Source organism: Azospirillum oryzae (genome assembly GCF_900177515.1).
Lineage (GTDB): Bacteria > Pseudomonadota > Alphaproteobacteria > Azospirillales > Azospirillaceae > Azospirillum > Azospirillum oryzae_A.
The window spans coordinates 76,857-98,189 of the sequence record NZ_FXAK01000007.1 but is presented as its reverse complement, the minus strand read 5'-3'; the positions used below and the strand labels follow the sequence as shown (position 1 = coordinate 98,189).

General features: G+C 69.0%; 23 protein-coding genes. 11 read left to right on the top strand and 12 right to left on the bottom strand.

Annotated elements, in window-relative coordinates; translation table 11 throughout:
- Window positions 1-33: 33 nt before the first annotated feature.
- From aroB to B9N97_RS12990, 4 genes are all read left to right on the top strand, one after another.
- Entirely contained in the window at window positions 34-1,179 is a 1,146-nt protein-coding gene (gene aroB / locus B9N97_RS13005) for a 3-dehydroquinate synthase (RefSeq protein WP_085087059.1), read from the top strand.
- A gap of 118 nt (window positions 1,180-1,297) precedes the next feature.
- Window positions 1,298-1,801, top strand: coding sequence for an SRPBCC family protein (locus B9N97_RS13000; protein ID WP_085087057.1), 504 nt, complete (start codon window positions 1,298-1,300; stop codon window positions 1,799-1,801).
- A gap of 166 nt (window positions 1,802-1,967) precedes the next feature.
- Complete coding sequence (locus B9N97_RS12995) at window positions 1,968-2,429, top strand: CBS domain-containing protein (RefSeq protein WP_085087055.1); 462 nt, start codon at window positions 1,968-1,970, stop codon at window positions 2,427-2,429.
- A gap of 114 nt (window positions 2,430-2,543) precedes the next feature.
- Window positions 2,544-3,161, top strand: a complete 618-nt coding sequence (locus B9N97_RS12990; protein ID WP_085087053.1) for a DUF2889 domain-containing protein — start codon at window positions 2,544-2,546, stop codon at window positions 3,159-3,161.
- 24 nt (window positions 3,162-3,185) lie between these two features.
- On the opposite strand, the gene B9N97_RS12985 is transcribed toward B9N97_RS12990, so the two are convergent.
- Window positions 3,186-3,590 (bottom strand): ribbon-helix-helix domain-containing protein, encoded by a 405-nt coding sequence (locus B9N97_RS12985; RefSeq protein ID WP_244560701.1) that lies wholly within the window; start codon window positions 3,588-3,590, stop codon window positions 3,186-3,188.
- On the opposite strand from B9N97_RS12985, the gene B9N97_RS36250 reads away from it, so the two are divergent.
- Window positions 3,589-3,732, top strand: coding sequence for a hypothetical protein (locus B9N97_RS36250; RefSeq protein ID WP_244560700.1), 144 nt, complete (start codon window positions 3,589-3,591; stop codon window positions 3,730-3,732). The two genes, B9N97_RS12985 and B9N97_RS36250, sit on opposite strands and share 2 nt — an antisense overlap.
- Before the next feature lie 191 nt (window positions 3,733-3,923).
- Here the strand turns inward: B9N97_RS36250 and B9N97_RS12980 are convergent, their stop codons facing one another.
- Window positions 3,924-4,199: a BolA family protein gene (locus B9N97_RS12980; RefSeq protein ID WP_085087049.1), complete on the bottom strand. Its 276-nt coding sequence runs from the start codon at window positions 4,197-4,199 to the stop codon at window positions 3,924-3,926.
- Window positions 4,200-4,410: 211 nt separating this feature from the next.
- Between B9N97_RS12980 and B9N97_RS12975 the strand changes: the two genes are divergently transcribed.
- From B9N97_RS12975 to cobT, 4 genes are all read left to right on the top strand, one after another.
- Window positions 4,411-4,995 carry a J domain-containing protein gene (locus B9N97_RS12975; protein ID WP_085087047.1) on the top strand — a complete coding sequence of 195 codons (585 nt, stop codon included), beginning with the start codon at window positions 4,411-4,413 and terminating at the stop codon, window positions 4,993-4,995.
- A 74-nt stretch (window positions 4,996-5,069) separates the two neighbouring features.
- Window positions 5,070-6,074 (top strand): cobaltochelatase subunit CobS, encoded by a 1,005-nt coding sequence (gene cobS, locus B9N97_RS12970; protein WP_085087044.1) that lies wholly within the window; start codon window positions 5,070-5,072, stop codon window positions 6,072-6,074.
- A 112-nt stretch (window positions 6,075-6,186) separates the two neighbouring features.
- A complete protein-coding gene (locus B9N97_RS12965) occupies window positions 6,187-6,582 on the top strand; it encodes a GxxExxY protein (RefSeq protein WP_085087042.1) in 396 nt (131 codons plus the stop codon).
- Window positions 6,583-6,663: 81 nt separating this feature from the next.
- Window positions 6,664-8,535 carry a cobaltochelatase subunit CobT gene (gene cobT / locus B9N97_RS12960; protein ID WP_085087040.1) on the top strand — a complete coding sequence of 624 codons (1,872 nt, stop codon included), beginning with the start codon at window positions 6,664-6,666 and terminating at the stop codon, window positions 8,533-8,535.
- Window positions 8,536-8,600: 65 nt separating this feature from the next.
- Here cobT and B9N97_RS12955 read toward each other — a convergent pair whose 3' ends face one another.
- Both B9N97_RS12955 and B9N97_RS12950 read right to left on the bottom strand, forming a co-directional pair.
- Window positions 8,601-10,613 (bottom strand): adenylate/guanylate cyclase domain-containing protein, encoded by a 2,013-nt coding sequence (locus tag B9N97_RS12955; RefSeq protein ID WP_085087038.1) that lies wholly within the window; start codon window positions 10,611-10,613, stop codon window positions 8,601-8,603.
- Window positions 10,614-10,708: 95 nt separating this feature from the next.
- Window positions 10,709-12,175 (bottom strand): M48 family metalloprotease, encoded by a 1,467-nt coding sequence (locus tag B9N97_RS12950; RefSeq protein WP_085087036.1) that lies wholly within the window; start codon window positions 12,173-12,175, stop codon window positions 10,709-10,711.
- Between the two features lie 52 nt (window positions 12,176-12,227).
- On the opposite strand from B9N97_RS12950, the gene B9N97_RS12945 reads away from it, so the two are divergent.
- Window positions 12,228-13,124, top strand: coding sequence for a thermonuclease family protein (locus B9N97_RS12945; RefSeq protein WP_244560698.1), 897 nt, complete (start codon window positions 12,228-12,230; stop codon window positions 13,122-13,124).
- Entirely contained in the window at window positions 13,121-13,981 is an 861-nt protein-coding gene (locus tag B9N97_RS12940) for a cytochrome c (RefSeq protein WP_167393296.1), read from the top strand. The genes B9N97_RS12945 and B9N97_RS12940 overlap by 4 nt, the downstream gene beginning before the upstream one ends.
- Before the next feature lie 9 nt (window positions 13,982-13,990).
- On the opposite strand, the gene ptsP is transcribed toward B9N97_RS12940, so the two are convergent.
- The 8 genes from ptsP to B9N97_RS12900 form a co-directional block, all read right to left on the bottom strand.
- Window positions 13,991-15,829 (bottom strand): phosphoenolpyruvate--protein phosphotransferase, encoded by a 1,839-nt coding sequence (ptsP, locus tag B9N97_RS12935; protein ID WP_085087034.1) that lies wholly within the window; start codon window positions 15,827-15,829, stop codon window positions 13,991-13,993.
- Window positions 15,819-16,121, bottom strand: a complete 303-nt coding sequence (locus tag B9N97_RS12930) for an HPr family phosphocarrier protein (RefSeq protein WP_085087032.1) — start codon at window positions 16,119-16,121, stop codon at window positions 15,819-15,821. The genes ptsP and B9N97_RS12930 overlap by 11 nt, the downstream gene beginning before the upstream one ends.
- 10 nt (window positions 16,122-16,131) lie before the next feature.
- Entirely contained in the window at window positions 16,132-16,530 is a 399-nt protein-coding gene (locus tag B9N97_RS12925) for a PTS sugar transporter subunit IIA (RefSeq protein WP_042690507.1), read from the bottom strand.
- Between the two features lie 122 nt (window positions 16,531-16,652).
- Window positions 16,653-17,621, bottom strand: a complete 969-nt coding sequence (rapZ, locus tag B9N97_RS12920) for an RNase adapter RapZ (protein WP_085087030.1) — start codon at window positions 17,619-17,621, stop codon at window positions 16,653-16,655.
- Window positions 17,618-18,091 carry an HPr kinase/phosphorylase gene (locus B9N97_RS12915; protein ID WP_085087028.1) on the bottom strand — a complete coding sequence of 158 codons (474 nt, stop codon included), beginning with the start codon at window positions 18,089-18,091 and terminating at the stop codon, window positions 17,618-17,620. Before B9N97_RS12915 ends, rapZ begins: the two co-directional genes overlap by 4 nt.
- Window positions 18,092-18,235: 144 nt before the next feature.
- Window positions 18,236-18,652, bottom strand: coding sequence for a hypothetical protein (locus B9N97_RS12910; protein WP_085087026.1), 417 nt, complete (start codon window positions 18,650-18,652; stop codon window positions 18,236-18,238).
- 193 nt (window positions 18,653-18,845) lie between these two features.
- Complete coding sequence (locus B9N97_RS12905; RefSeq protein WP_085087024.1) at window positions 18,846-20,579, bottom strand: stimulus-sensing domain-containing protein; 1,734 nt, start codon at window positions 20,577-20,579, stop codon at window positions 18,846-18,848.
- Window positions 20,551-21,246: a response regulator transcription factor gene (locus B9N97_RS12900; RefSeq protein WP_085087022.1), complete on the bottom strand. Its 696-nt coding sequence runs from the start codon at window positions 21,244-21,246 to the stop codon at window positions 20,551-20,553. The genes B9N97_RS12905 and B9N97_RS12900 overlap by 29 nt, the downstream gene beginning before the upstream one ends.
- Window positions 21,247-21,333: the final 87 nt, after the last annotated feature.

Genomic DNA, 21,333 nt, shown 5'->3' with positions numbered 1-21,333 from the left:
TTTCCTGAACCACCAGCTTCGCGGACTGCCCCGATGACCTCCGTCTCCGCCACCACCCCGGCCGCTATCGACACCGTCCGCCTGGAGCTTGGCGCCCGCAGCTACGACATCCTGGTCGGCGACGGCGTGCTGGCCCAGTCCGGCGAGCGCATCGCCGCCGTCACCCGCGGCCGGGCGCCGATCGTGGTGACCGACGCCAACGTGGCGCCGCTGCATCTGGACAGGCTGAACGCGGCGATGCAGGCGGCGGGGATCGCGCCGCAGCCGGCCATCGTCCTGCCAGCCGGCGAGAAGACCAAGGACTTCGCCCATTTCCAGCAGCTGATGGACGACATCCTGGGCCGTGGCATCGAGCGGTCGACCGTCCTGCTGGCGCTGGGCGGCGGGGTGATCGGCGACATCACCGGCTTCGCCGCGGCGTCGGCTTTGCGCGGCATCGACTTCATCCAGGTGCCGACGACGCTGCTGAGCCAGGTCGACAGCTCGGTCGGCGGCAAGACCGGCATCAACAGCCGCCACGGCAAGAACCTGATCGGCGCCTTCCACCAGCCGCGCCTGGTCATTGCCGACACCGCCACGCTGGACACCCTGCCCCGCCGCGAGGTGCTGGCCGGCTATGCCGAGGTGGTGAAATACGGCCTGATCCGCCAGCCCGACTTCTTCGCGTGGCTGGAGCAGAACGGCCGGCGCGTGGTGGACGGCGACAGCGACGCCCGGCGCCATGCGGTGACGGTCAGCTGCCGCGCCAAGGCCGACATCGTCGGGGTGGACGAGCGCGAGAGCGGCGACCGCGCGCTGCTGAACCTGGGCCACACCTTCGGCCATGCGCTGGAGGCGGCGACCGGCTTCGGCCAGACCCTGCTGCATGGCGAGGCGGTGGCGATCGGCATGGTCCTGGCCTTCGACCTGTCGGTCCGGCTGGGCCTGTGCCCGGCCGAGGATGCCCGGCGCGCCCGCGCCCATCTGGCCGAGGTCGGCCTGCCGGTGCGCCCGGCCGACATCCCCGGCGTCGCCTGGGACGTCGATGGGCTGGTGAAGTCGATGGCCAAGGACAAGAAGGTGCAGGACGGCCGTATCACCTTCATCCTGGCCGACCGCATCGGCAACGCCTTCACCCGCCGCGACGTCGATGCCGCCGCCGTGCGCGCCGTTCTGGAGGAGTCGGTCCGGCCCGCCTGATCCGCTATATCACGGACAATCCGCCTTTCGCACAATAGCCGTGCCGACGGTTGCCCGCCCATACTTCCCGGACAAGACCGCGGCCGTTCCGCCGCGGCGAAAACCGGGAGGATGGGCGATGAAGGCAATGATGGGCATGTCGGCCGTAGGGGCGGCTTTGGGGGCGGTCCTGCTGCTGGCGGCGGCGCCGGCCATGGCGCTGGAGGTGCGCGAGCAGGCGACGATCAAGGCGCCGATCGAGCAGGTGTGGAAGCAGATCGCCCCCTTCTGCGCCATCGGCGACTGGCACCCGGCGGTGGAGAGCTGCAACCTGCGCAAGACCGGCGACCGCCAGGAGCGCGACCTTGCGCTGAAGGGCGGCGGCGCCATCCAGGAACGGCTGACCGGCCTGTCCGCCGCCAAGCACCGGCTGCGCTACACGCTGCTGAGCGGACCGCTGCCGGTGAAGAACTACAACTCCACCATCCGGCTGAGCGCGGTGGACGCCCACACCACCCGCATCACCTGGTCCTCGAAGTTCGAGGCCAAGGGCGCTTCCGACGCGGACGCCCGCAAGACCATCGCCGGCATCTACACCAGCGGCTTCGACGGGCTGCGCAAGCGGCTGGAATCCGGCCAATAACCGGGCCGGCGGCAAAGACATACCAAGATATGTGGTAAGTCTACAGCAATCGGTTCTATTGACTATCTGTGCATCAAGCTGACAGGATCGGTATGCCGCGCTGCGAAATCGCGGTCGAGTGCATCGTTCGTCCACAAAACCTGCAATCACGAGGGAGATGGGACACATGCCGACACGCCGACTGATGCCGGACGTCATCAAGAACCAGGAGCTGACCTGCCTGCCGCCGGACGCCACCGTGCGCGATGCCGCCACGCTGATGGCTGAAAAGCGCATCGCCGCGGTGCTGGTCACCGAAGGGCGCACGCTGAAGGGCATCGTCACCGAGCGCGACATGACCGCCCGCGTGGTCGCCGCCGGCCTGGACCCCGACACCACCCGGCTGTCCGCGGTGATGACCGCCGATCCGGACACGCTGGAACCCTCGGCCACCGCGCTGGCGGCGCTCGACCTGATGGAAAGGCACCATTACCGCCACCTGCCCATCGCGGTGGGCGGCGAGGTCGTCGGCATGGTGTCGATCCGCGACCTGTTCGCCGTGGTGCGCAGCCATCTGGAGGACGAGTTGCGCAACCGCGAGGCCTACATGTTCGGCACCGGCTATTCGGCGGAGGCCACCCTGGGATGACCGCAAGGTTGACCTATAGGTAACGCTGCGTTGCGGCGGGGTCGGGTTGACCGGGCGCCCGGCCCCGCCGATAGTCGAGGATGAGTCATCCTACCTGCTGAACTGGAACGCCCGATGTCCGCGCCCTCGCTGTCCGCCCCCGCCGCGCGCGAGCCGATCCACACCCGCCGCGTCACCTGCCAGGGCTTCCGGCGTGCCGACGGGCTGTGGGACATCGAAGGCCATCTGACCGACGTCAAGAGCTACGGCTTCCACACGGAGGAGCGCGGCCATCTCGAACCGGGAACGCCGATCCACCAGATGTGGATGCGCCTGACGGTGGACGACAAGCTGACCGTCCGGGCGGTGGAGGCGGTGACCGAACACAGCCCCTACAAGGCCTGCGGCAGCATCACGCCGCGATTCCAGCAGTTGGTCGGCCTGCGCATCGGTCCAGGCTGGACCCGTGCGGTGAAGGAGCGGTTGGGCGGGCCGAAGGGCTGCACCCATCTGGTCGAACTGCTGGGGCCGCTGGCGACCACCGCCTTCCAGACCGTCTACCCGATCCTGGCGCGCGAGGCGGCGGAACACGCCAAGACAGCCGGCAAGCCGGCCCAGGACGACGGCAAACGGCCGGCCCTGCTGAACATGTGCCACATCTTCGACAGCAATGGGGAGGTGGTGCGCAAGCACTGGCCTGCGCACTACACCGGCGGGGAAAACGAGGACGCCCGCGAAGAGGCGGCGGAATAAGCCCCAATCCCGCTGAGATCCCGCTCAGGCGTCCAGATGGGAATGGGCGGAACCGGCCAGGACCGGGCCGGGTGACGGGAAATTGCCGGCGACCCCGACCGCGGCCTGGATGCCTTCGGCCTCGTCGGAGGGCGGCAGATCGAACGGCGTGCCGACGAACGGATCGCTGCCGCCGTGCCCGGCGCGCTGATGGCCGTCCTCGGTGCAGGCCCGGCGGTAGTAGGAGGCAATGAACACCCGCACCGCGGACGTCAGGGTGACATCCGCATCCTCCGGGTTGATGCCCCGGCGGCGCGCCTGCTCCTCGATCCGTTCCTTGATCTGGGTGCAGAGACGGTTGACGGTCAGACCTTCCCGACGGCCGATATCCTCCAGAGCATCCCACATCGACGGCTCCAGCCGCATGCTCGTGCGGTGGCCGCCGATCATGATGTTCTGGCTCCTCAACGGTTCCACCCCCGTCTGGGGAGTGTTCACCCGCTTTTTCTTCGGCCCACGCTTCGCCATCCGCAGCCCCTTCCACGAAGCCGCCGGCGGACATGCGAAGTTTTTGTCCGCCACGGCGCGATAAATGGTTGCATATCTGGCACTTTACTAAACGCGGCGGGAATTGCAACCACGCTAGCGTCTTTCATTCTTACAAGATTTCCTGAAATCGACTCTTGGTTGCATCCATATGTATGCTATTTCCGGCGTCCGCCCGCCCAATACTTTGAGCGTGCGAACGGTGATCCGTGACCGCGGCTGTTCCCTTGAATCCGGTCAGGCCCCGGCTTCGCCCGGAGCGTGGGTGGTCAGGCCCAGCGCATGCACGCGCTCGCGCAGTTCGTCGGCCAGCAGGGCGTAGACCATCCGCTGGCGCTCCACCCGCGACTTGCCGGCAAAGGCGGCGGAGACGACGGTGACGTGGAAATGGGTTTCCCCGGCGGCATCCGCCCCGGCATGGCCGGCATGGCGGGCGCTGTCGTCGACGACCTCGAGCCGGTCCGGGGCCAGTCCGGCGGTCAGCTTTTCGCGGATGCGGGTGGCGTATTCCATGGCGGATCCTGATGTCTGGGCACTGGTCGGGAATGCGTGGGACGGGCGGCGCCTGGAATGCGGTTTCCGAAGGCCGCGCCGGCAGCCAGGAGAGGGTGCGAGCCCCCGCAATGTCAAGCGCCTGTCAAGCGCGACGCCCCGCGGATTGCGGATGACGGAAGCCCGATTCGGCGCGCTTGCCAGAGGCATCGGCTCTTCCCATACTTGGCCGATGACCAGGAACCGCACCCGCTCCAGTTACGACAGCTACGCCGCTCCGCGTGCGGCCACCCGTGTGTGCGACCACCCCGAGTGCGTCGCCGCGGGCGAATACCGTGCGCCGAAAAGCCGCAGCAGCCTCAACGAGTACTGGTGGTTCTGTCTGGACCATGTCCGGGAATACAACCGCGCCTGGGATTATTACGCCGGCATGTCGACCGACCAGATCGAGGCGGAGGTGCGGCGCGACACCACCTGGCAGCGGCCGAGCTGGCCTCTCGGCAAATGGGCGACGCAGGAGCGCTTCATCCGCGAGCGCGTGGTCAACGGCTTCAGTTTCGAATTCGGCCACGAGGCCGGCAAGACGAAGGATGAGGAAAAGGCGCACCGGCGCCACCATGCCCGCACCGACGAGGAAAAGGCGCTGGCGGTCCTCGAATTGACGCCACCCGTGGACTTCGCAAGGATCAAGGCACGCTATCGGGAGCTTGCGAAAAAGCATCATCCCGATGCCAACGGCGGCGACAAGGCTGCGGAAGAACGCCTGAAAGAAATCAATCAGGCCTACAATACGCTGAAAGCCTGTTATGCTGCCTGAAACCCCGTTGGCGGGCCGGGTCGATCCCGCGGCCGCCGGACAACCGACACTCGCTGGAACGTAAGAAACCACCCATGGCTTCCCAAGGAGCGACCCAGGCCAGCTCGGCCCTGTTCGACCACAAACCCGACACGACGGTCTCGGTGCGCGAGGTCTTCGGCATCGACAGCGACATGCAGGTGCCGGCCTTCAGCCAGCGCTCGGAGCATGTCCCCGACCTCGACAGCGCCTACCGGTTCGACCGGGACACGACGCTGGCCATCCTCGCCGGCTTTGCCTACAACCGCCGCGTCATGGTCCAGGGCTATCACGGCACCGGCAAGTCGACCCACATCGAACAGGTGGCGGCACGGCTGAACTGGCCCTGCATCCGCGTCAACCTGGACAGCCACATCAGCCGCATCGACCTGATGGGCAAGGACGCCATCGTGTTGCGCGACGGCGTGCAGGTCACCGAATACCGCGAGGGTATCCTGCCCTGGGCCTTGCAGCATGCCTGCGCCCTGGTGTTCGACGAGTATGACGCCGGCCGCCCCGACGTGATGTTCGTGATCCAGCGCGTGCTGGAGGTGGAAGGCAAGCTGACGCTGCTCGACCAGAACCGCGTCATCCGCCCGCACCCGGCCTTCCGCCTGTTCGCCACCGCGAACACCGTCGGCCTCGGCGACACCACCGGCCTGTACCACGGCACGCAGCAGATCAACCAGGGCCAGATGGACCGCTGGAACATCGTGGCGACCCTGAACTACCTGCCGGTCGATGCCGAGGTGAAGATCGTCCAGGCCAAGGTCGCGTCCTATGACGACGCCAAGGGCCGCGACACGGTGGCGTCGATGGTGCGTCTGGCCGACCTGACCCGCGCCGGCTTCATCAACGGCGACATCTCCACCGTCATGAGCCCGCGCACGGTTATCACCTGGGCCGAGAACGCGCGGATCTTCAACGACGTCGCCTTCGCCTTCCGCATCACCTTCCTCAACAAGTGCGACGAGGTGGAGCGGCCGACGGTGGCCGAATACTACCAGCGCTGCTTCGGCGTCGAGCTGCCGGAGACGGGGGTCCAGGCGAACCTCGTGTGATGTCGTGTGCTTGGCCGCGGAACTCCCCTGGGCGGGCGCCGTCTTGGGGAGAGTCGCGGCCACGCACACAAGATCGACACGGATGTCACGGATTTAAACACGGATGTCACGGATGAAGGTGAGCCTGGGCGACGCGCTGGACGGATTGACCGAGCGCATCGTGGGCGCCGCCTTTGCAGTACATAGCGGCTTAGGTCATGGCTTCGTCGAAGCAGTCTATAAAAAAGCATTGCTACGCGAACTGGCGGACTGTGGTCTGGCAGCCGTTGCCGAGGTACCGTTCCAAGTACGTTACAAAGACGACCCGGTGGGAAGCTACTATGCGGATATCGTTGTGGAAGGACAGGTCATCATCGAGTTGAAAGCATGCGAAGCGTTGGGCGATTCACATGTCAGGCAGGTCTTGAACTACCTCCATGTCAGTGGCTTGCCTACGGCTCTCCTTTTCAACTTCGCTGAGCCGCGCCTTGCGATCAGGCGTGTACTGCCGCGGTCAAGACATCCGTGAAATCCGTGTCTAAATCCGTGACATCCGTGTCAATCTTGCCCGCCGCGCCGTAACTCTCCCAAGAACGAAGACGCCCCAGCGATGACCACCCAGAACGACACCCCCGTCGAGGCCTTCAAGCGGTCCACCACCGCCACGGTGCGCGCCATGTCCCGGCGGGCGGAGGTGCAGGTGGGCTTTTCGTCCGATCCGCCGGGCTTGTCGGGCCAGCGGGTGCGGGTGCCGCTGCCGGCGCGCGATCTGAACCCCGTCGAGGTCGCCAAGCTGCGCGGGGCGGCCGATGCCGTGGCCTTGCGGCTGCGCTATCACGATGCAACGGTCCACGCCCACCGCATGCCGCTGGGCGACGCGGCACGCCAAGCCTACGACGCGATGGAGCAGGCGCGTTGCGAGGCACTGGGCAGCCGCGACATGGCCGGCGTCGCCCATAATCTGGAAGCGGCGCTGGACGACCGCTACACCCGCCAGGGCCTCGACCGCGTCGAAGATCGCGGACAGGTGCCGCTGTCCGAAGCGCTGCGGCTGATGGCGCGCGAGGCGATGACCGGCGCGCCGCCGCCGCCCGCCGCCGCCCATGCCGTCGACCTCTGGCGCCCCTGGATCGAGGAGCGGCTGGGCAAGGACATGAAGGGACTGGCCAATTACGCCGGCGACCAGGAGGCCTACGCCAAGGCCGTCCGCCGCCTGCTGGCCGATCTCGACATGGAAGTCGGGCAGGAAGCCGACCAGGAAGAGGAGGAGGACCAGCAGACCCAGTCCTCCGAGGATGAGGAGTCGCCCCAGCACGGCCAGACCCGCGGCCAGGACGAGGACCAGTCGGACTCCGAATCCATGGCGTCGTCGGACATGCAGGATTCGTCGGAGGCCGGCGAAAGCGCCGAGGAGGGCGCCGGCGAGGAAGGCGACATGGAGATGGGCGAGGGCGAGGGGGCGGAAGAGCCCGCCGGCCCCGGCCAGCCCTGGCGCAACGACGTCAACCGCCGCAACGAACCCGATCCCAACGCCTACAAGGCCTTCACCACCCAGTATGACGAGGTGGTGGACGCCGCCGACCTCTGCGACCCGGCGGAGCTGGAACGGCTGCGCCACCTGCTGGACCAGCAGCTGCAGCATCTGCAGGGCGTGATCTCCAAGCTGGCGAACCGGCTGCAGCGCCGGCTGATGGCCAAGCAGCAGCGCTCCTGGAACTTCGACCTGGAGGAGGGCATCCTCGACGCCGCCCGCTTGGCCCGCGTCGTCGCCAACCCGGTGCTGCCGCTCTCCTTCAAGGCGGAGAAGGAAATGGATTTCCGCGACACGGTGGTGTCGCTGCTGATCGACAATTCCGGCTCGATGCGCGGCCGGCCGATCTCCATCGCCGCGATGAGCGCCGACATCCTCGCCCGCACGCTGGAGCGCTGCGCGGTGAAGGTGGAGGTGCTGGGCTTCACCACCCGCGCCTGGAAGGGCGGACAGGCGCGCGAGGCCTGGGTCGCCGCCGGCAAGCCGCCGCATCCCGGCCGCCTGAACGACCTGCGCCACATCGTCTACAAGGCCGCCGACATGCCGTGGCGCCGCGCCCGCAAGAATCTGGGCCTGATGCTGCGCGAAGGCATCCTGAAGGAGAACATCGACGGCGAGGCGCTGCAATGGGCGCACAACCGGCTGCTCGGCCGGCCGGAACAGCGCCGCATCCTGATGGTGATCTCCGACGGCGCGCCGGTGGACGACTCCACCCTGTCGGTGAATGCCGGCAACTATCTGGAACGCCACCTGCGCCAGACCATCGAGCAGATCGAGACCCGGTCGCCGGTGGAACTGGTGGCGATCGGCATCGGCCACGACGTGACCCGCTACTACCGCCGCGCCGTCACCATCGTCGATGCGGAGCAGCTGGGCGGCACGATGATGAACAAGCTGGCCGAACTGTTCGACGAGGACGACCGCCGCGGTGGCCGTCGCGGCTGGCGTTGACGTAAGGATAGGCGGGAGGGTGTTTCCAGTCTTTTCAGTGACTTAGCTGAAAATTCCGACCCGGATCAGGGTGTATCCTTACCTGCGAACGCCGGCTTCGCGCCTTCTCCCGCATCGGGAAGGGAAGGGAGGGAGAGAGATGGCGTCGCCTTCTCCCCCGCCGGGGGTGCGGCCTTCTTCTCCTCCTCCAGCACGAGGCGCCAGAGTTCGGTCATGCCGGTGCGGCCGCGCAGTGACCGGCCGCCCTGGCGGACCAGCGGGACGGCGTCCTTGCCCTTGGCGGCGGTGACGCCGCTGGTCAGCACGATCACCTCGGCCTCGCCCTGAAGGGCCGCAGACAACTCCTCGATGCGGGCGGCAACGTTCACGGTGTCGCCGACGATGGTGTAGTTGATCCGGCTGTCGGAGCCGATGTTGCCCACCACCACCGGGCCGCTGTGCAACCCGACGCGGACATGGATCGGCGCACGGCCGGCGGTGACGCGGCGGCGGTTGTCGGCGCGGATGGCGTGGTGGATCGCCAGCGCGGCGCGCAGCGCGCGGACGGCATGGTCCTCCTGCGCCTCCGGCGCGCCCCAGAAGGCCATCAGGGAATCGCCGATGAACTTGTCCACCGTGCCGCCCTCCGCCTCGATGCAGGCGGCGAGCAGGGTGAAATGCTCGTTCAGCAGGGCGGCGGTGTCGGCGGCGGCCATGTGCTCGGCCATGCGCGAGAAGCCGCGGATGTCGGTGAACATCACCGTCACCTCGCGCTGCACGGAGTCGAGCCCGCCCTCGGTCTCGCGCTGGCGCATCAGGCGCAGGACCAGCGCCTTCGGCACATAGGTCTCGAACCAGCGCAGGCCGGCGACCATGGCGTTGAAGGCGGCGGCGGCGCGCGCCATCTCGCGCAGGCGGGAGTCCGGCAGGTCGGGGATGGCGCGGAATTCGAAGGCGCGGACACGGTCGGCGGCCTCGGCCAATCGCGCCACCTGCCGGCTGATCCGCCGCCCGACCAGCAGCGCCACCCCGACCGACACCAGTAGGATGGCGAAGCCGACGGCACCGGTGACATAGAGCCGGCGGATCTCCACCCCCATCTCGCCGTCGCGATAGCCGATGCCGATGATCCAGTCCTGCTGGCCGTAGCCGGACATCTTGCGGGTCAGGAAGGTGTAGTCGCTGCCGAGAACGCGCACGCTGCGCCCTTCCACCCGCTTCTTCAGCGACTGCACCGGCACGCCGCCGGACCACAGCGCCGCCAGCGCCGGGTCGTCGACCTGATCGATGCGCGGCAGCGGCGGACCGTCGAGCTTGCCGGAGAAATCGAAGCTCCGGCCGACCAGCGCCGGATGGGCCAGCACATGGCTGTGGTCGTAGAGGACGAAGGCGTTCAGCCCCTGTTCCACATAGAGAACCTGCAGGAAGCGCGACAGGTCACCCAGCGAGACGCCGACCGCCACCTGCCCAAGATAGCGGCCGTCGCGCCGCACCGGCTGGTAGACGGTGACGAAGCTGTTCTGCGCCTCCTTCAGCCAGCGCGGCTCGGCCCAACTGGCGGCGCTGCGGTTGGGGCCGTCCAGCACCTCCGGCGGGATGTCGCTTTCGCCCTGCATGTCGAAGGGTTCGGCCATCAGCTCGCCGTTCAGCCGGGCGACGCGCACGCCGGTCAGGTCGGGGCGGATGAAGGCGAGGCCGGTGACGTCCGGCGCGCCGGCCAGCGCACCGCGCAGCGTGTCGATCATCGCCGTGGTGTCGCCGGCCCGCAGGTCGCCGCGCTCCACCAGCCCGGCGACGAAGCGCGCCATCTCCCGCGCGGGGTCGAGTTGGTGGCGCACCCGCACCTCCACCCCGGCCAGCGCCAGATCGGCCTTGTCGTTCAGCAGGGCGAAGGTGTTGGTGGTGGCGCTGACCAGACCCAGGACCAGAACGCTGGCGACCGCCGCCAGCATCAGCGACCCGAACCCGGCAACCAGCACCGCGGCGATCGGCAGCCGCAGCCGCCGACGCCCGGCGGGCTTCGGCTTCTGCGCCGGCTTCGCAGCCTTTACCGGAACGGCCGGTGCGATCGGGACGCGCGCTGACGGGGTATCGGACATGCGCGGCAGCCTACCCGCCCGCCCGTCCGGCGGCAACCCGCCGGGCTGTATCCTTACGCGGATTTCATGCGGCCACGCTCACGCCGGGAAAGGCTCTATTCGCCGACGATCACCTTCACCCGCTGGCCGGGCTGCAGAGGCGTTCCGGGCGGCAGGTCGTTGATGATCCGGAACAGTTCCTCGGCGTAGGGTTCCTGCGGCATGCGGCGGACGAAGCCGTCGACACTGTCGCCCGGCCGCACCGCCACCACCTGGACGCGCCGGGGGCGGTAGCGGGCGGCCTCCTCCGCGGTCAGGCGGTGGAAGCTGTTGGCCGCCGCCTGGAAATCGGCATCGAAACGAGCCAGCGCCCCCGCCGGCGCCAGGAAGGTGAAGCGGTACATCTTGCCGTCCGGCGTGCGGATCGCCACCAGCCGGATGTCGGCGCTGTCGCCGTTGGACTCGCCGCGCGTGGTGGCGGTCGCCGCCGGCATGCCGCCGATGGTGATGCGCTGGACGTTGGACAGATTGGCCCCCTTGCCCCAGACGCCGGTCAGGAAGGCGACCGGGTCGGAGACCCCGGCGGCCGATCCGCCGTCGAAGGCCATGGCGGTGCCGTTCTTCCCCTTGGCGACCACCTGATCGGCGCCGTTCAGCAGCGAATAGCCCTGCGGCACGGTGAAGGCGATCCCCAGCTGCGGATGGGCGAATGTCCGGCCCCGGACATAGCCGTTCTCCGGGCTGTCGCCATAGACCATGCCGTCGACCGCCTCCAGGTAAGGATCGCGCGGGCGGGCGCCACCCTGCGGCATCTTGCGGGCAAGGTCGGCGGCGATGCGCACGCGCTCCTCGGTCGCCGGATGGCTGGCGAAGAAGTCGAAGCCGCCCTCGCCCTTGTCGCCGGCGCGCAAGCCTTCGTACTGGCTGTCGCGGCGCAGCGTCTCCAGGAAGGTCGCCATGGCGAAGGGGTCGTAGCCGCTCCGCTGCAGGGTGTCGACGCCGAGCCGGTCTGCCTCCAGCTCCTGCTCGCGGGAATAGCTGGCGACCACGGCGGTGCCGCCCAGCCCGGCCAGCTGCGCCAGCGTGTCGTTGCCGAACACCAGCCCGACCCCGGCGGCAAGGATGCCGGCGATGGTCTGCCGGGTCTGGCGCTGCGCCGAATGGTGGGCGGTGACATGGCCGATCTCGTGGGCCAGGACGCCGGCCACCTCCGCCTCGTCCTCCGCCAGCGCCAGCAGGCCGCGGGTCACATAGACATAGCCGCCGGGCAGGGCAAAGGCATTGACGACGTCGCTGTCCAGCACGGTGAAGGTCCAGGGCTCGCGCGCCAAATCGGTGGTGGCGGCGAGCTTGCGGCCGAGCCGGTCGATATAACCCTGCAGCTTGGCATCCTTCACCTCCCCGCCGAACTGGGCGAGGATTTTCGGATGCTCCTGCGCGCCGAGCGCCGCCTCGTCGCCGCCCGACAGCACGTTGTCGAGCAGCCCGGCCTGCGCGGTCGGGGCCAGGACGGGGGTGGCGGCGAGCCAGAGCGCGGCCAGCGCCATGCGGAACGGCTTGCGGAAGGGGACGTGGGTCGGCATACCGGTCAGAACCCCGCCCGGCGGCGGATGTTCCGCAAGGACGGCATTCCCGATGCGATATGTCACGCTTCCGCTTGTGCGCTTGGCCGTGCCGCTTCTGGGCTGGCTGCTTCTGGCCGGGGGCGCTTCGGCGGAAGGGCTGCGGGTCGCCGCCGTGCTGGACGGGGATACGCTGGAGCTGGAGGACGGCCGACAGGTCCGGCTGGCCGGCATCGAGGCGGCGAAGCCGCCGCGCAACTCCAATCCCGCCGACGGGCGGGTCTGGCCGCTGGCGGAGGCGGCGACGAGGGCGTTGAGCGATCTGGCGCTGGGCCGCCGCGTCCTGCTGCATGGGCCGGCGCCGGTCGACCGCCGTGACCGGCTGCTCGCCCAACTGGTGCGGGAGGATGGGCTGTGGCTGCAATCGGCGCTGCTGGTCCGCGGAATGGCGCGGGTCCACACCCGGCCCGACGCCCGCGCCTATGCCGCCGAGATGCTGGCGGGCGAGACTACCGCGCGCGATGCCGGACGCGGGCTGTGGCGCAGCCGGGTCTATGCCGTGCGCGATGCCGCCGACGCCGACGAACTCGCCCGCGACCGCGACAGCTTCCAACTGGTGGAGGGGGTGGTGCTGGCCGTCTCCAAGAGCGGCGGCGAGACCTGGCTGGATTTCGGCGCCGACTGGCGCAGCGACGTCACCGTCCATATCGGGCGCGCCGCGATGCGCGAGGTCACCCGCGCTGGCATCGACCCGCTGTCCTACGAGGGCCGGCGCGTGCGCGTGCGCGGCTGGATCACGCTGCGCAACGGCCCGATGATCGAGATCACCCATCCCGAACAGATCGAGCGGCTGGAGCGGGAACCGGCCTCCGCCGCCCGGCGAGGCTCCGCCCCCGACGATGACGACCCGTGGGACGACCCGTGGGACGACCCATGGAATGAGGACGACGCGGAGGAAGACCCGGAATGATGAAGCCGTCGATTGCGCGTATGGGCGGGCGCCTGCTCGCCACCTTGTTTCTTCTGCTTGCCGCCTTGCCAGTGCATGCGGCACTGGCCGGCGGGCCGACGCTGACCATCGCCGTTGCCGGGGCCGAGCGGGTGTTCGACCGCGACGCCCTGCTGGCCCGGCCCGATGTGGTGACCGTCGACATTCCCGCCGACATCTCCTATGGCCGGCCGATGCGCTACCGCGCCGTGCCGCTCGCCAGCCTGCTGGGCATCGGCGATTTCCCGCCCGGTACCGTACTGGAAGGGGTGGCGTCGGACGGCTTCACCGCGCAGCTGCCGCCGGAGCTGTGCCTGCGCACCGGACCCGACGGCGCCGTCGCCTTCCTGGCGGTGGAGCCGGCCGACCGGCCCTGGCCCAACCTGCCGGGCAAGGAGGTGTCCGCCGGTCCCTTCTATCTGGTGTGGGTGCGGCCGGAGGCGTCGGGGGTGCGCAGCGAACAATGGCCCTACCAGTTGGCCCGCATCGTCGCCTCGGACGATCCGTTGCGGCGCTGGCCGCAGCTGGCGGTCGAGCCGGGACTGGCCGCCGACTCGCCGATCCGCGCCGGACAGGCGGTGTTCATCACCCAGTGCATGGCCTGCCACACCCTGAACGGCGCCGGCAGCGCCACGATGGGGCCGGACCTGAACCGGCCGATGAGCCCGACCGAATATCTCACCCCCGCCGGGCTGAAGAGACTGGTCCGCGATCCTCGCTCCGTCCGGACATGGCCCAGCCAGCAGATGCCGGGCTTCGATCCGGCGATGCTGAGCGATGCCGACCTCGACCGCGTCGTCGCCTATCTGGCTCACATGGCGGGACGCAAGGCACCTTGAACGGGGGCGCTACAGGATGGCGTTGAAGTCGTCCAGCAGCGTGGCGATGCGGCCGCTGTCGCTCTGGTCCATGATGACGCGGGCACGCTTGCTCGCCTCCATCAGGTCGAGCGAGCGGATGCGCTTCTTCACCGCCGGCACCGACAGCGGCGCCATCGACAGCTCGCGCACGCCAAGACCCAGCAGCAGCGCGCAATAGCGCGGATCGCCGGCGATCTCGCCGCAGACCGACACCGGAATGCGGGCGCGCAGGGCCGCCTCCACCGTGAACTGGATCAGCCGCAGCACGGCCGGATGCAGCGGGTCGTAGAGGGTGGCGACCTGCTCGTCGGCGCGGTCGATGGCCAGCGTGTACTGGGTCAGGTCGTTGGTGCCGATGGAGAAGAAGTCGGCGGCATAGGCCAGCGCGTCGGCGGCCAGCGCCGCCCCCGGCACCTCCACCATCACCCCGACCGGCGGCAGCGGATCGGCGATGGCGACGCCGCGGCGGCGCAGCCGGCGGGCGACCTGCCCCATCATCTCCCGCACCTTCTGCACCTCAGTGACCGAGGCGATCATCGGCAGCAGGATGCGCAACGGCCCATGGGCGCCGGCCCGCAGCATGGCGGCCAGCTGGGTCTCCAGCAGCTTCGGTTCGCGCAGGCCCAGCCGGATGGCGCGCAGGCCCAGCGCCGGGTTGGCCGGCTCGCCATAGCGCCCGGCCATCCAGCCGGCCAGCTTCTCGCCGCCCAGATCCATGGTGCGGGCGGTGACGGTGCGGCCGCCCATCCCCTCAATCATGGTGCGCAGCACGGTGTACTGCTCATCCTCGTCGGGCAGATGGTCGCGGTTCATGAACATGAACTCGGTCCGCAGCAGGCCGATGCCCTGGGCGCCATGCTCCAGCGCCTGATCCAGGTCGCGGGGCAGCTCCAGGTTCGCCATCAGCGTCACGGCGGTGCCGTCGCGGGTGACGGCGGGCAGCTTGCGCAAACTCTTCAATCCCTGGCGCTCGCGTTCGCGGGCGGCCCGGCGTTCGCCGTAGTCGTCCAGCACGTCGGCCGGCGGGTCGATCAGCACGCGGCCCTGCAGCCCGTCGACGATCACCGTCACGCCGTTGCGCACGCCGGCCAGCAGGCCGGGCGCGCCCAGCACCGCCGGCAGGCCGAGCGAGCGGGCGAGGATCGCCGTGTGCCCTTCCGCTCCGCCCAGAACGGTGGCGAAACCGCCGACGACGGCGGGGTCGAGCAGGGCGGTGTCGGCGGGGGTCAGCTCCTCCGCCAGGATGATGCTGCCGGGAGCGAGCGTGCTGAAGGCCCGGTATTCCTGCTTCATCAGGTTGCGGGTCAGCCGCCGCCCGACCTCGCGGATGTCGTCGATGCGGCCGGCCAGATAGGCGTCGTCCATGCCGGCGAAGGTGGCGGCAATGGCGGCGATCTCCGCCTGGATGGCGGCCTCGGCGTTGACGCGGTCCTGCTTGATGCGATGCTCCACCCCGCGGGTCAGGCGCGAGTTGGTGACCATCGACAGGTGGGCGTCCAGCAGGAATCCGATCTCTTCCGACGCCGAATCGGGCAGGACCAGCGCCTTGCTCTTCAGCTTCTTGATCTGGCGGCGCGCCTTGGTCGCCGCCTCGTTGAAGCGGGCGACCTCCGCCTCGACGGCGTCGGGTTCGATGACGTATTCCGGGATGGCGACGGCACCGCTTTCCACCACATGGGCCGGGCCGATGGCGATGCCGGGCGACACGCCGAGGCCGCGCAGGGCGCGTGCCGAACCGCTCAGCTGGTCGAGGGACGGCGTTCCGCCGGAACCGCCGCGGTCGGGGCCGGCCACCGGGCCACCGGCGGGGGGCAGGTCACTCTTCATCGAACTTGCGGTTGATCAGATCCAGGAGGGCATCCATCGCCGCATCGGCCTGGGCGCCGCTGGCGCGCAGTTCCACGCTGGTCCCCGGACCGGCGGCCAGCATCATCAGCCCCATGATCGATTCGCCGGACACCACGGAATCGCCGCGGCGCACCGAGATCTCGGCATTGAAGGTGGCGACCAGCTTGACGAACTTGGCCGAGGCGCGCGCATGCAGGCCGCGCTGGTTGGTGATGGTGGCGGTGCGGCGGATCTCGCCGTCGGTCGGCGCCATGTCGTCGGGGTGGCTCATCGCGGGCGGTTCAGTCCGACAGGAGGGTGGAGGCGACGTTGATGTATTTCTGCCCGGCGTCGCGGGCGGCGATCACCGACTTGTCGAGCGGCTCGGTCTTGCGCACGCTGGCGAGCTTGATCAGCATCGGCAGGTTGACGCCGGCGATCACCTCCACCTTCGCCTTGTCCATGATGGAGATGGCGAGGTTGGACGGCGTGCCGCCGAACATGTCGGTCAGCACCACGACACCCGATCCGTCATCGACCTCCGCCACCGAATTCAGGATGTCCTGGCGGCGCTGCTCCATGTCGTCGTCCGGCCCGATGCACACGGCGCGCACCTGCTGCTGTTCGCCCACGACGTGGAACAGCGCGGCGATGAACTCCTCGGCCAGCCGCCCGTGGGTGACAAGAACCATACCGATCATGGGACATCCTTCAAGGTTGGGTCCTCCCCGGAGACCTGCGCGCGGGCCGGTGCCGCAAGGCGCCTGCCCACATCGCATCTGGATCGTTGGTTGGACGTATGGTCGTCAAGGCGCAATTTGCATCATCCCTGATGAGGGGCCTGGTGGGGAGCCTGACCGCCGCCCTGGGCGCCGGTCCCGGTGCGCAGGCCCTGCCGGTCCAGTTCGCGATGGCTCAGGTTGACCCGCAGCCCCTGCTCCTTCAGCCATGCCGCCAGCCGTTCGGCGACGAAGACGGAGCGATGCTTGCCGCCGGTGCAGCCGATGGCGATGGTCAGGTAACTCTTGCCTTCCTGGTTGTAGCGCGGCAGCAGCGGGCGCAGCAACTCGGTCAGGTTCCGGAAGAAGGCCGGGTAGTCGGCATCTCCCTCAACCCGCGCGGCGACGGCCGGATGCAGGCCGGTCAGCGGCCGAAGCTCCGGATCGTAATGCGGGTTGGTCAGGAACCGCACGTCGAAGACCAGATCGGCTTCGCGCGGAAGTCCCTGGCGGAACGAGAAGGAGGTCACGAACACCTGCAAGGCTGCCTGGGCATCACGCCGGAAATGTCCGGACAGGATGCGCCGCAAATCGTGAATGGACAGTTGCGTGGTGTCGATGGTGACGTCGGCCTCCTCCTTCAGCGGGAACAGCAGGGCGCGTTCGCGCTGGATGCCATCGGGCACCGTGCGGTCCTCCGCCAGCGGGTGGCGGCGGCGGGTCTCGGTGAAACGGCGCTGCAGCACCTCGTCGCCGCAATCCAAGAAGACCAGGCTGACGTCGAGGTCGCTGTCGCCCCGCAACTCCTCCAGCTCGTCCAGGAAGTTCTGCGCGGAAAAGTCGCGGGTGCGGCTGTCGATCACCAGGGCCAGCGGCCGGCGTTTCGGGTCGGCCTGCCGAATCAGGGCGGGGACCAGCGACAGGCGCAGATTGTCCACCGCCTCGTATCCTAGATCCTCCAGCGCCTTCAGCGCCACCGACATGCCGGCGCCCGACAGGCCGGTGACCAGCACGACGCGCCCGCGGGAGGCAGCGGTGGTGGCGGGATCAGACGGCACGTCGGAAGATGTCATGATGTGACCGGGCTCGGCTGGGCGGACAGGCTGGCGGGCACCCGGTCCAGCCGGCCGCCGCACAGGCTGGCGGCGGCAAGGCGGATCTTGGCGGGGGTCGAGGCGTCGAAGGCGCAGAGCCCGAGGCGGGGCAGGGCGACGCCCAGCAGCGTCTCGGTCTCCGCCTCCGGCAGGCGCTCCACCTCCGGACGGGAAACCAGATCGACGACGAGACCGACAAGAGCGGACGGGGCCGAGGGAACGGGCAGGATGCCGACGCCCCGCACCTCCAGCAGCCCGGACAGGGCGGGCGGGGATGAGGCGGTCAGGCGGCCGGGCTCGCTCTGCAGCACCACCCGGTCATCCGCGACCAGCAGGGCGCCGCCATCGATCAGTCGCAAGGCCAAATCCGATTTTCCCCGTCCGGACTCTCCACGCAGCAGCACGCCGATTCCGGAGAGCAAGACGCAGGTGCCGTGAATCGTCACCATAGTCTGGCGAAGGTGAGACGTGGCGCCGATTCTGTCAATGGAAACGGAACGGTGGCCCATGATGTCAGGCGGGGAAACCTGTCCGGGCTCCCCCATCCGCTTCCGACCGTTCTTTCGGTCTGATTGCTTGAGCGGCGAGACTCCTCAGGCGTTGGCGGCGCCGCGGGGGGTGCGGCGGATCGCCTCCAGTTCCAGGGCCAGCGCGTCGCGGCGCCGGATCATCTCGTCCAGATCCTCCAGCTCCGCCGCCTCCTGGCAGGCGTCGCGGAAGTCCTTCTCCCGCTTCAGCCGCACCAGCAGGACCTTGTAATTGTCGGCGATGCTGGCGAGGTGGCGTTGCGCGCCCTGCAGCGCCTCCGCCAACTGCGTCCGCTCCTGCGCGGAGTCCCGCATCAGCTTCGCCAGCTCCCCCTGCTGCCGCCCGGCATCGCGGATCAGGCGGGCCAGACGGTAACGGCGCAGATCGACGACCTCCGCCGAAGCGGTGCCGACACCCGCGGGAGGGCGGCCGGGACGAAGCGGGAGCTGTACGGGGGACTCGGGTGGAGCGGACTCAGGCATGGCAACCCCACATCCTTGTTCCGGGCTGTGGCCGCCCTCTTCCAGATGTGTCGATCTGAAGCAAACAACCGGACTGGCGTGGTCCGGGCGCCTCGGCAGCCGACAGGAGAGAACGACCTGAGCCATGATCGGTGCTTGCAGGCGGCTTGTCTAGCCGAGAGTGCAAAGGATGTATGAAATTCCGCAGAGCTTCCTAAAGCAGAGGCAGGATCACGACGAAGTCGGCACCATCGATGCTCCCGCCCGATATCTTCCTATTTTGCGCAAATACTGAACCGTTGTGTGCGCCTACTATTTGTTTCACGATCGATAGTCCGAGACCGGAGTGGGTGCCGAACTTTTCGCCCGCCGGCCTCTCGGTATAGAAGCGGTCGAAGATCGCCTCCTCCTTCCCCTCCGGGATGCCCGGCCCCTGGTCCGACACCACCACCGTGACGCTGCGGCCGGTGCGCCGGGCGGTCAGCCGCACCAGGCCGCCGGGCGGCGAGAAGGACAGGGCGTTGTCGATCAGGTTCTGGAACAGCTGTGTCAACCGTCCCTCCAGCCCCGGCACCACCAGACGCTCGCCCGCCGGCACGTCGACGACGACGCGCGGCGGCGTGGCGGCGGTTTCTCCCGTTCCGCCGGCCGCCACCGGTTCATCGACGGTTTCGGCCACGGTTTCGGCGACCGTCTGGCGCAGTTCGGCCAGCATGGTCAGCAGCAGACCGATGTCCACCGGTTCCGGTTCCGCCCGCGACAGCTCGGCATCCAGGCGGGAGGCGTTGGAGATGTCGCTGATCAGCCGGTCCAGCCGCTGCACGTCGTCGGCGATGATCGCCATCAGCCGGTCGCGGTGGCGCGGATCGCTGACGCGGCCGGCGGTCTCCACCGCGCTGCGCAGGGAGGTCAACGGGTTCTTGATCTCGTGGGCGACGTCGGCGGCGAAACGTTCGATGGCGTCCATCCGCGTCCACAGCGCGTCGGTCATCTCGCGCAGCACGCCGGACAGCTCGCCGATCTCATCGCCGCGGCGGGTCAGGTCGGGAATCTCGGCATGGCGCCCGTGGCTGGTGCGCAGCCGGTCGGCGGCCTGGGCCAGCCGGCGGATCGGCCGGGCGATGGTGCCGGCCAGATAGAAGGACAGCCCCACCGTCACCAGCAGCGCCACCGCGAACACCCGCAGGATGTCGAAGCGGACCGAGCGGATGGCGCGGTCGATCTCGCCGCCGCCGCGGGTCAGCAGCACCGCGCCCAGCACCTCGCGGTAGCGCTGGACCGGCACCGCCACCGTCAGCAGCAGCTCCGGATCGCCGCCGGCGCCGTCGACACGCCAGACCGTGGCCGCCGCCTCGCCGCCCAGCGCGCGCTCCACGTCGGGGTTGGGCTCGCCCGGCTGCTCGCGGTAGACCGGCAGCCCCTCGCGGCTCGGCACCACGTCGATCAGGCGGGTGTAGAGGTCGTTGATGGCGCGCGACAGCGGGTCGCCGGCCGGCGGGGAGGGCAGCTCGCGGATCTCGATGCGGCCCTGCGATCCGACCAGAACCCGGCTGTCGGACAGCATGCGCCCGTCGATGTCGTACAGGCGGGTGCGCGTCGCCGTCGCCTCGGCCAGACGGCGGATCATCGGCCGGGCCAGTTCGGGCGCCAGTTCGAACCGCTCGCCCCCCTCGTCGCCGGTGGGGGACGGGGCGGTCAGGATGCGGTTCACCGCCCCTTCGCCGAGCGCAGAGGCGAAGATGCGCGCCTCCGTCTCCAGCGCCTCGGTCTCCGCCTGGATCAGCCGGTCCTGATAGCGGCCGAGATAGAGCAGGCCGGCCATCAGCAGGACCAGCGCCAGCACGTTCACCGCAAGGATGCGCAGGGTCAGCGGCGACACGCGCCGTCTGGTTCCGCCCCGGCCCAAGGTGGACACCGCGCTATTCCTTGTACCGGTAGCCGACGCCATAAAGCGTTTCGATCTGGGAGAAGTCCGGGTCGACCGCCTTGAACTTCTTGCGCAGCCGCTTGATGTGGCTGTCGATGGTGCGGTCGTCGACATAGACATGCTCGCCATAGGCCGCGTCCATCAGCTGGTCGCGGTTCTTCACATGGCCCGGCCGCTGGGCCAGCGCGCGCACCAGCAGGAATTCGGTCACGGTCAGGTCGATCGGCTGGCCCTTCCAGCTGCAGGCATGGCGGGCGCCGTCCAGCAGCAGCGGGCCGCGGGTGATCAGCTGGCCGGGATCGGCCTCCACGCTCTCGCCGCGCAACGCCTCGCGCCGCAGCAGCGCCCGGATGCGCTCGATCAGCAGGCGCTGCGAGAAGGGCTTCTTAATGTAGTCGTCGGCCCCCATGCGCAGGCCCATCAGCTCGTCCAGTTCGTCGTCCTTGCTGGTCAGGAAGATGACGGGCATCTGGCTGGTCTGACGCAGGCGTTGCAGCAACTCCATGCCGTCCATGCGCGGCATCTTGATGTCGAGCACGGCGAGGTCGGGCGGGCGCTGGCTCAATCCGCGCAGCGCCTCGGCGCCGTCGGTGTAGGTGCGCACCTCGAACCCTTCGGCCTCCAAGGCGATGGAGATCGAAGCCAGGATGTTGCGGTCGTCATCCACCAGGGCGACGGTGTGGGCCATGGTCGTAACAGATCCTATTGAAACGGGTCAGGTCAGGGCGGGGCGGCCGAAGTGCCGGTTCACAGAAATGTTAGCGGAAACATCAGG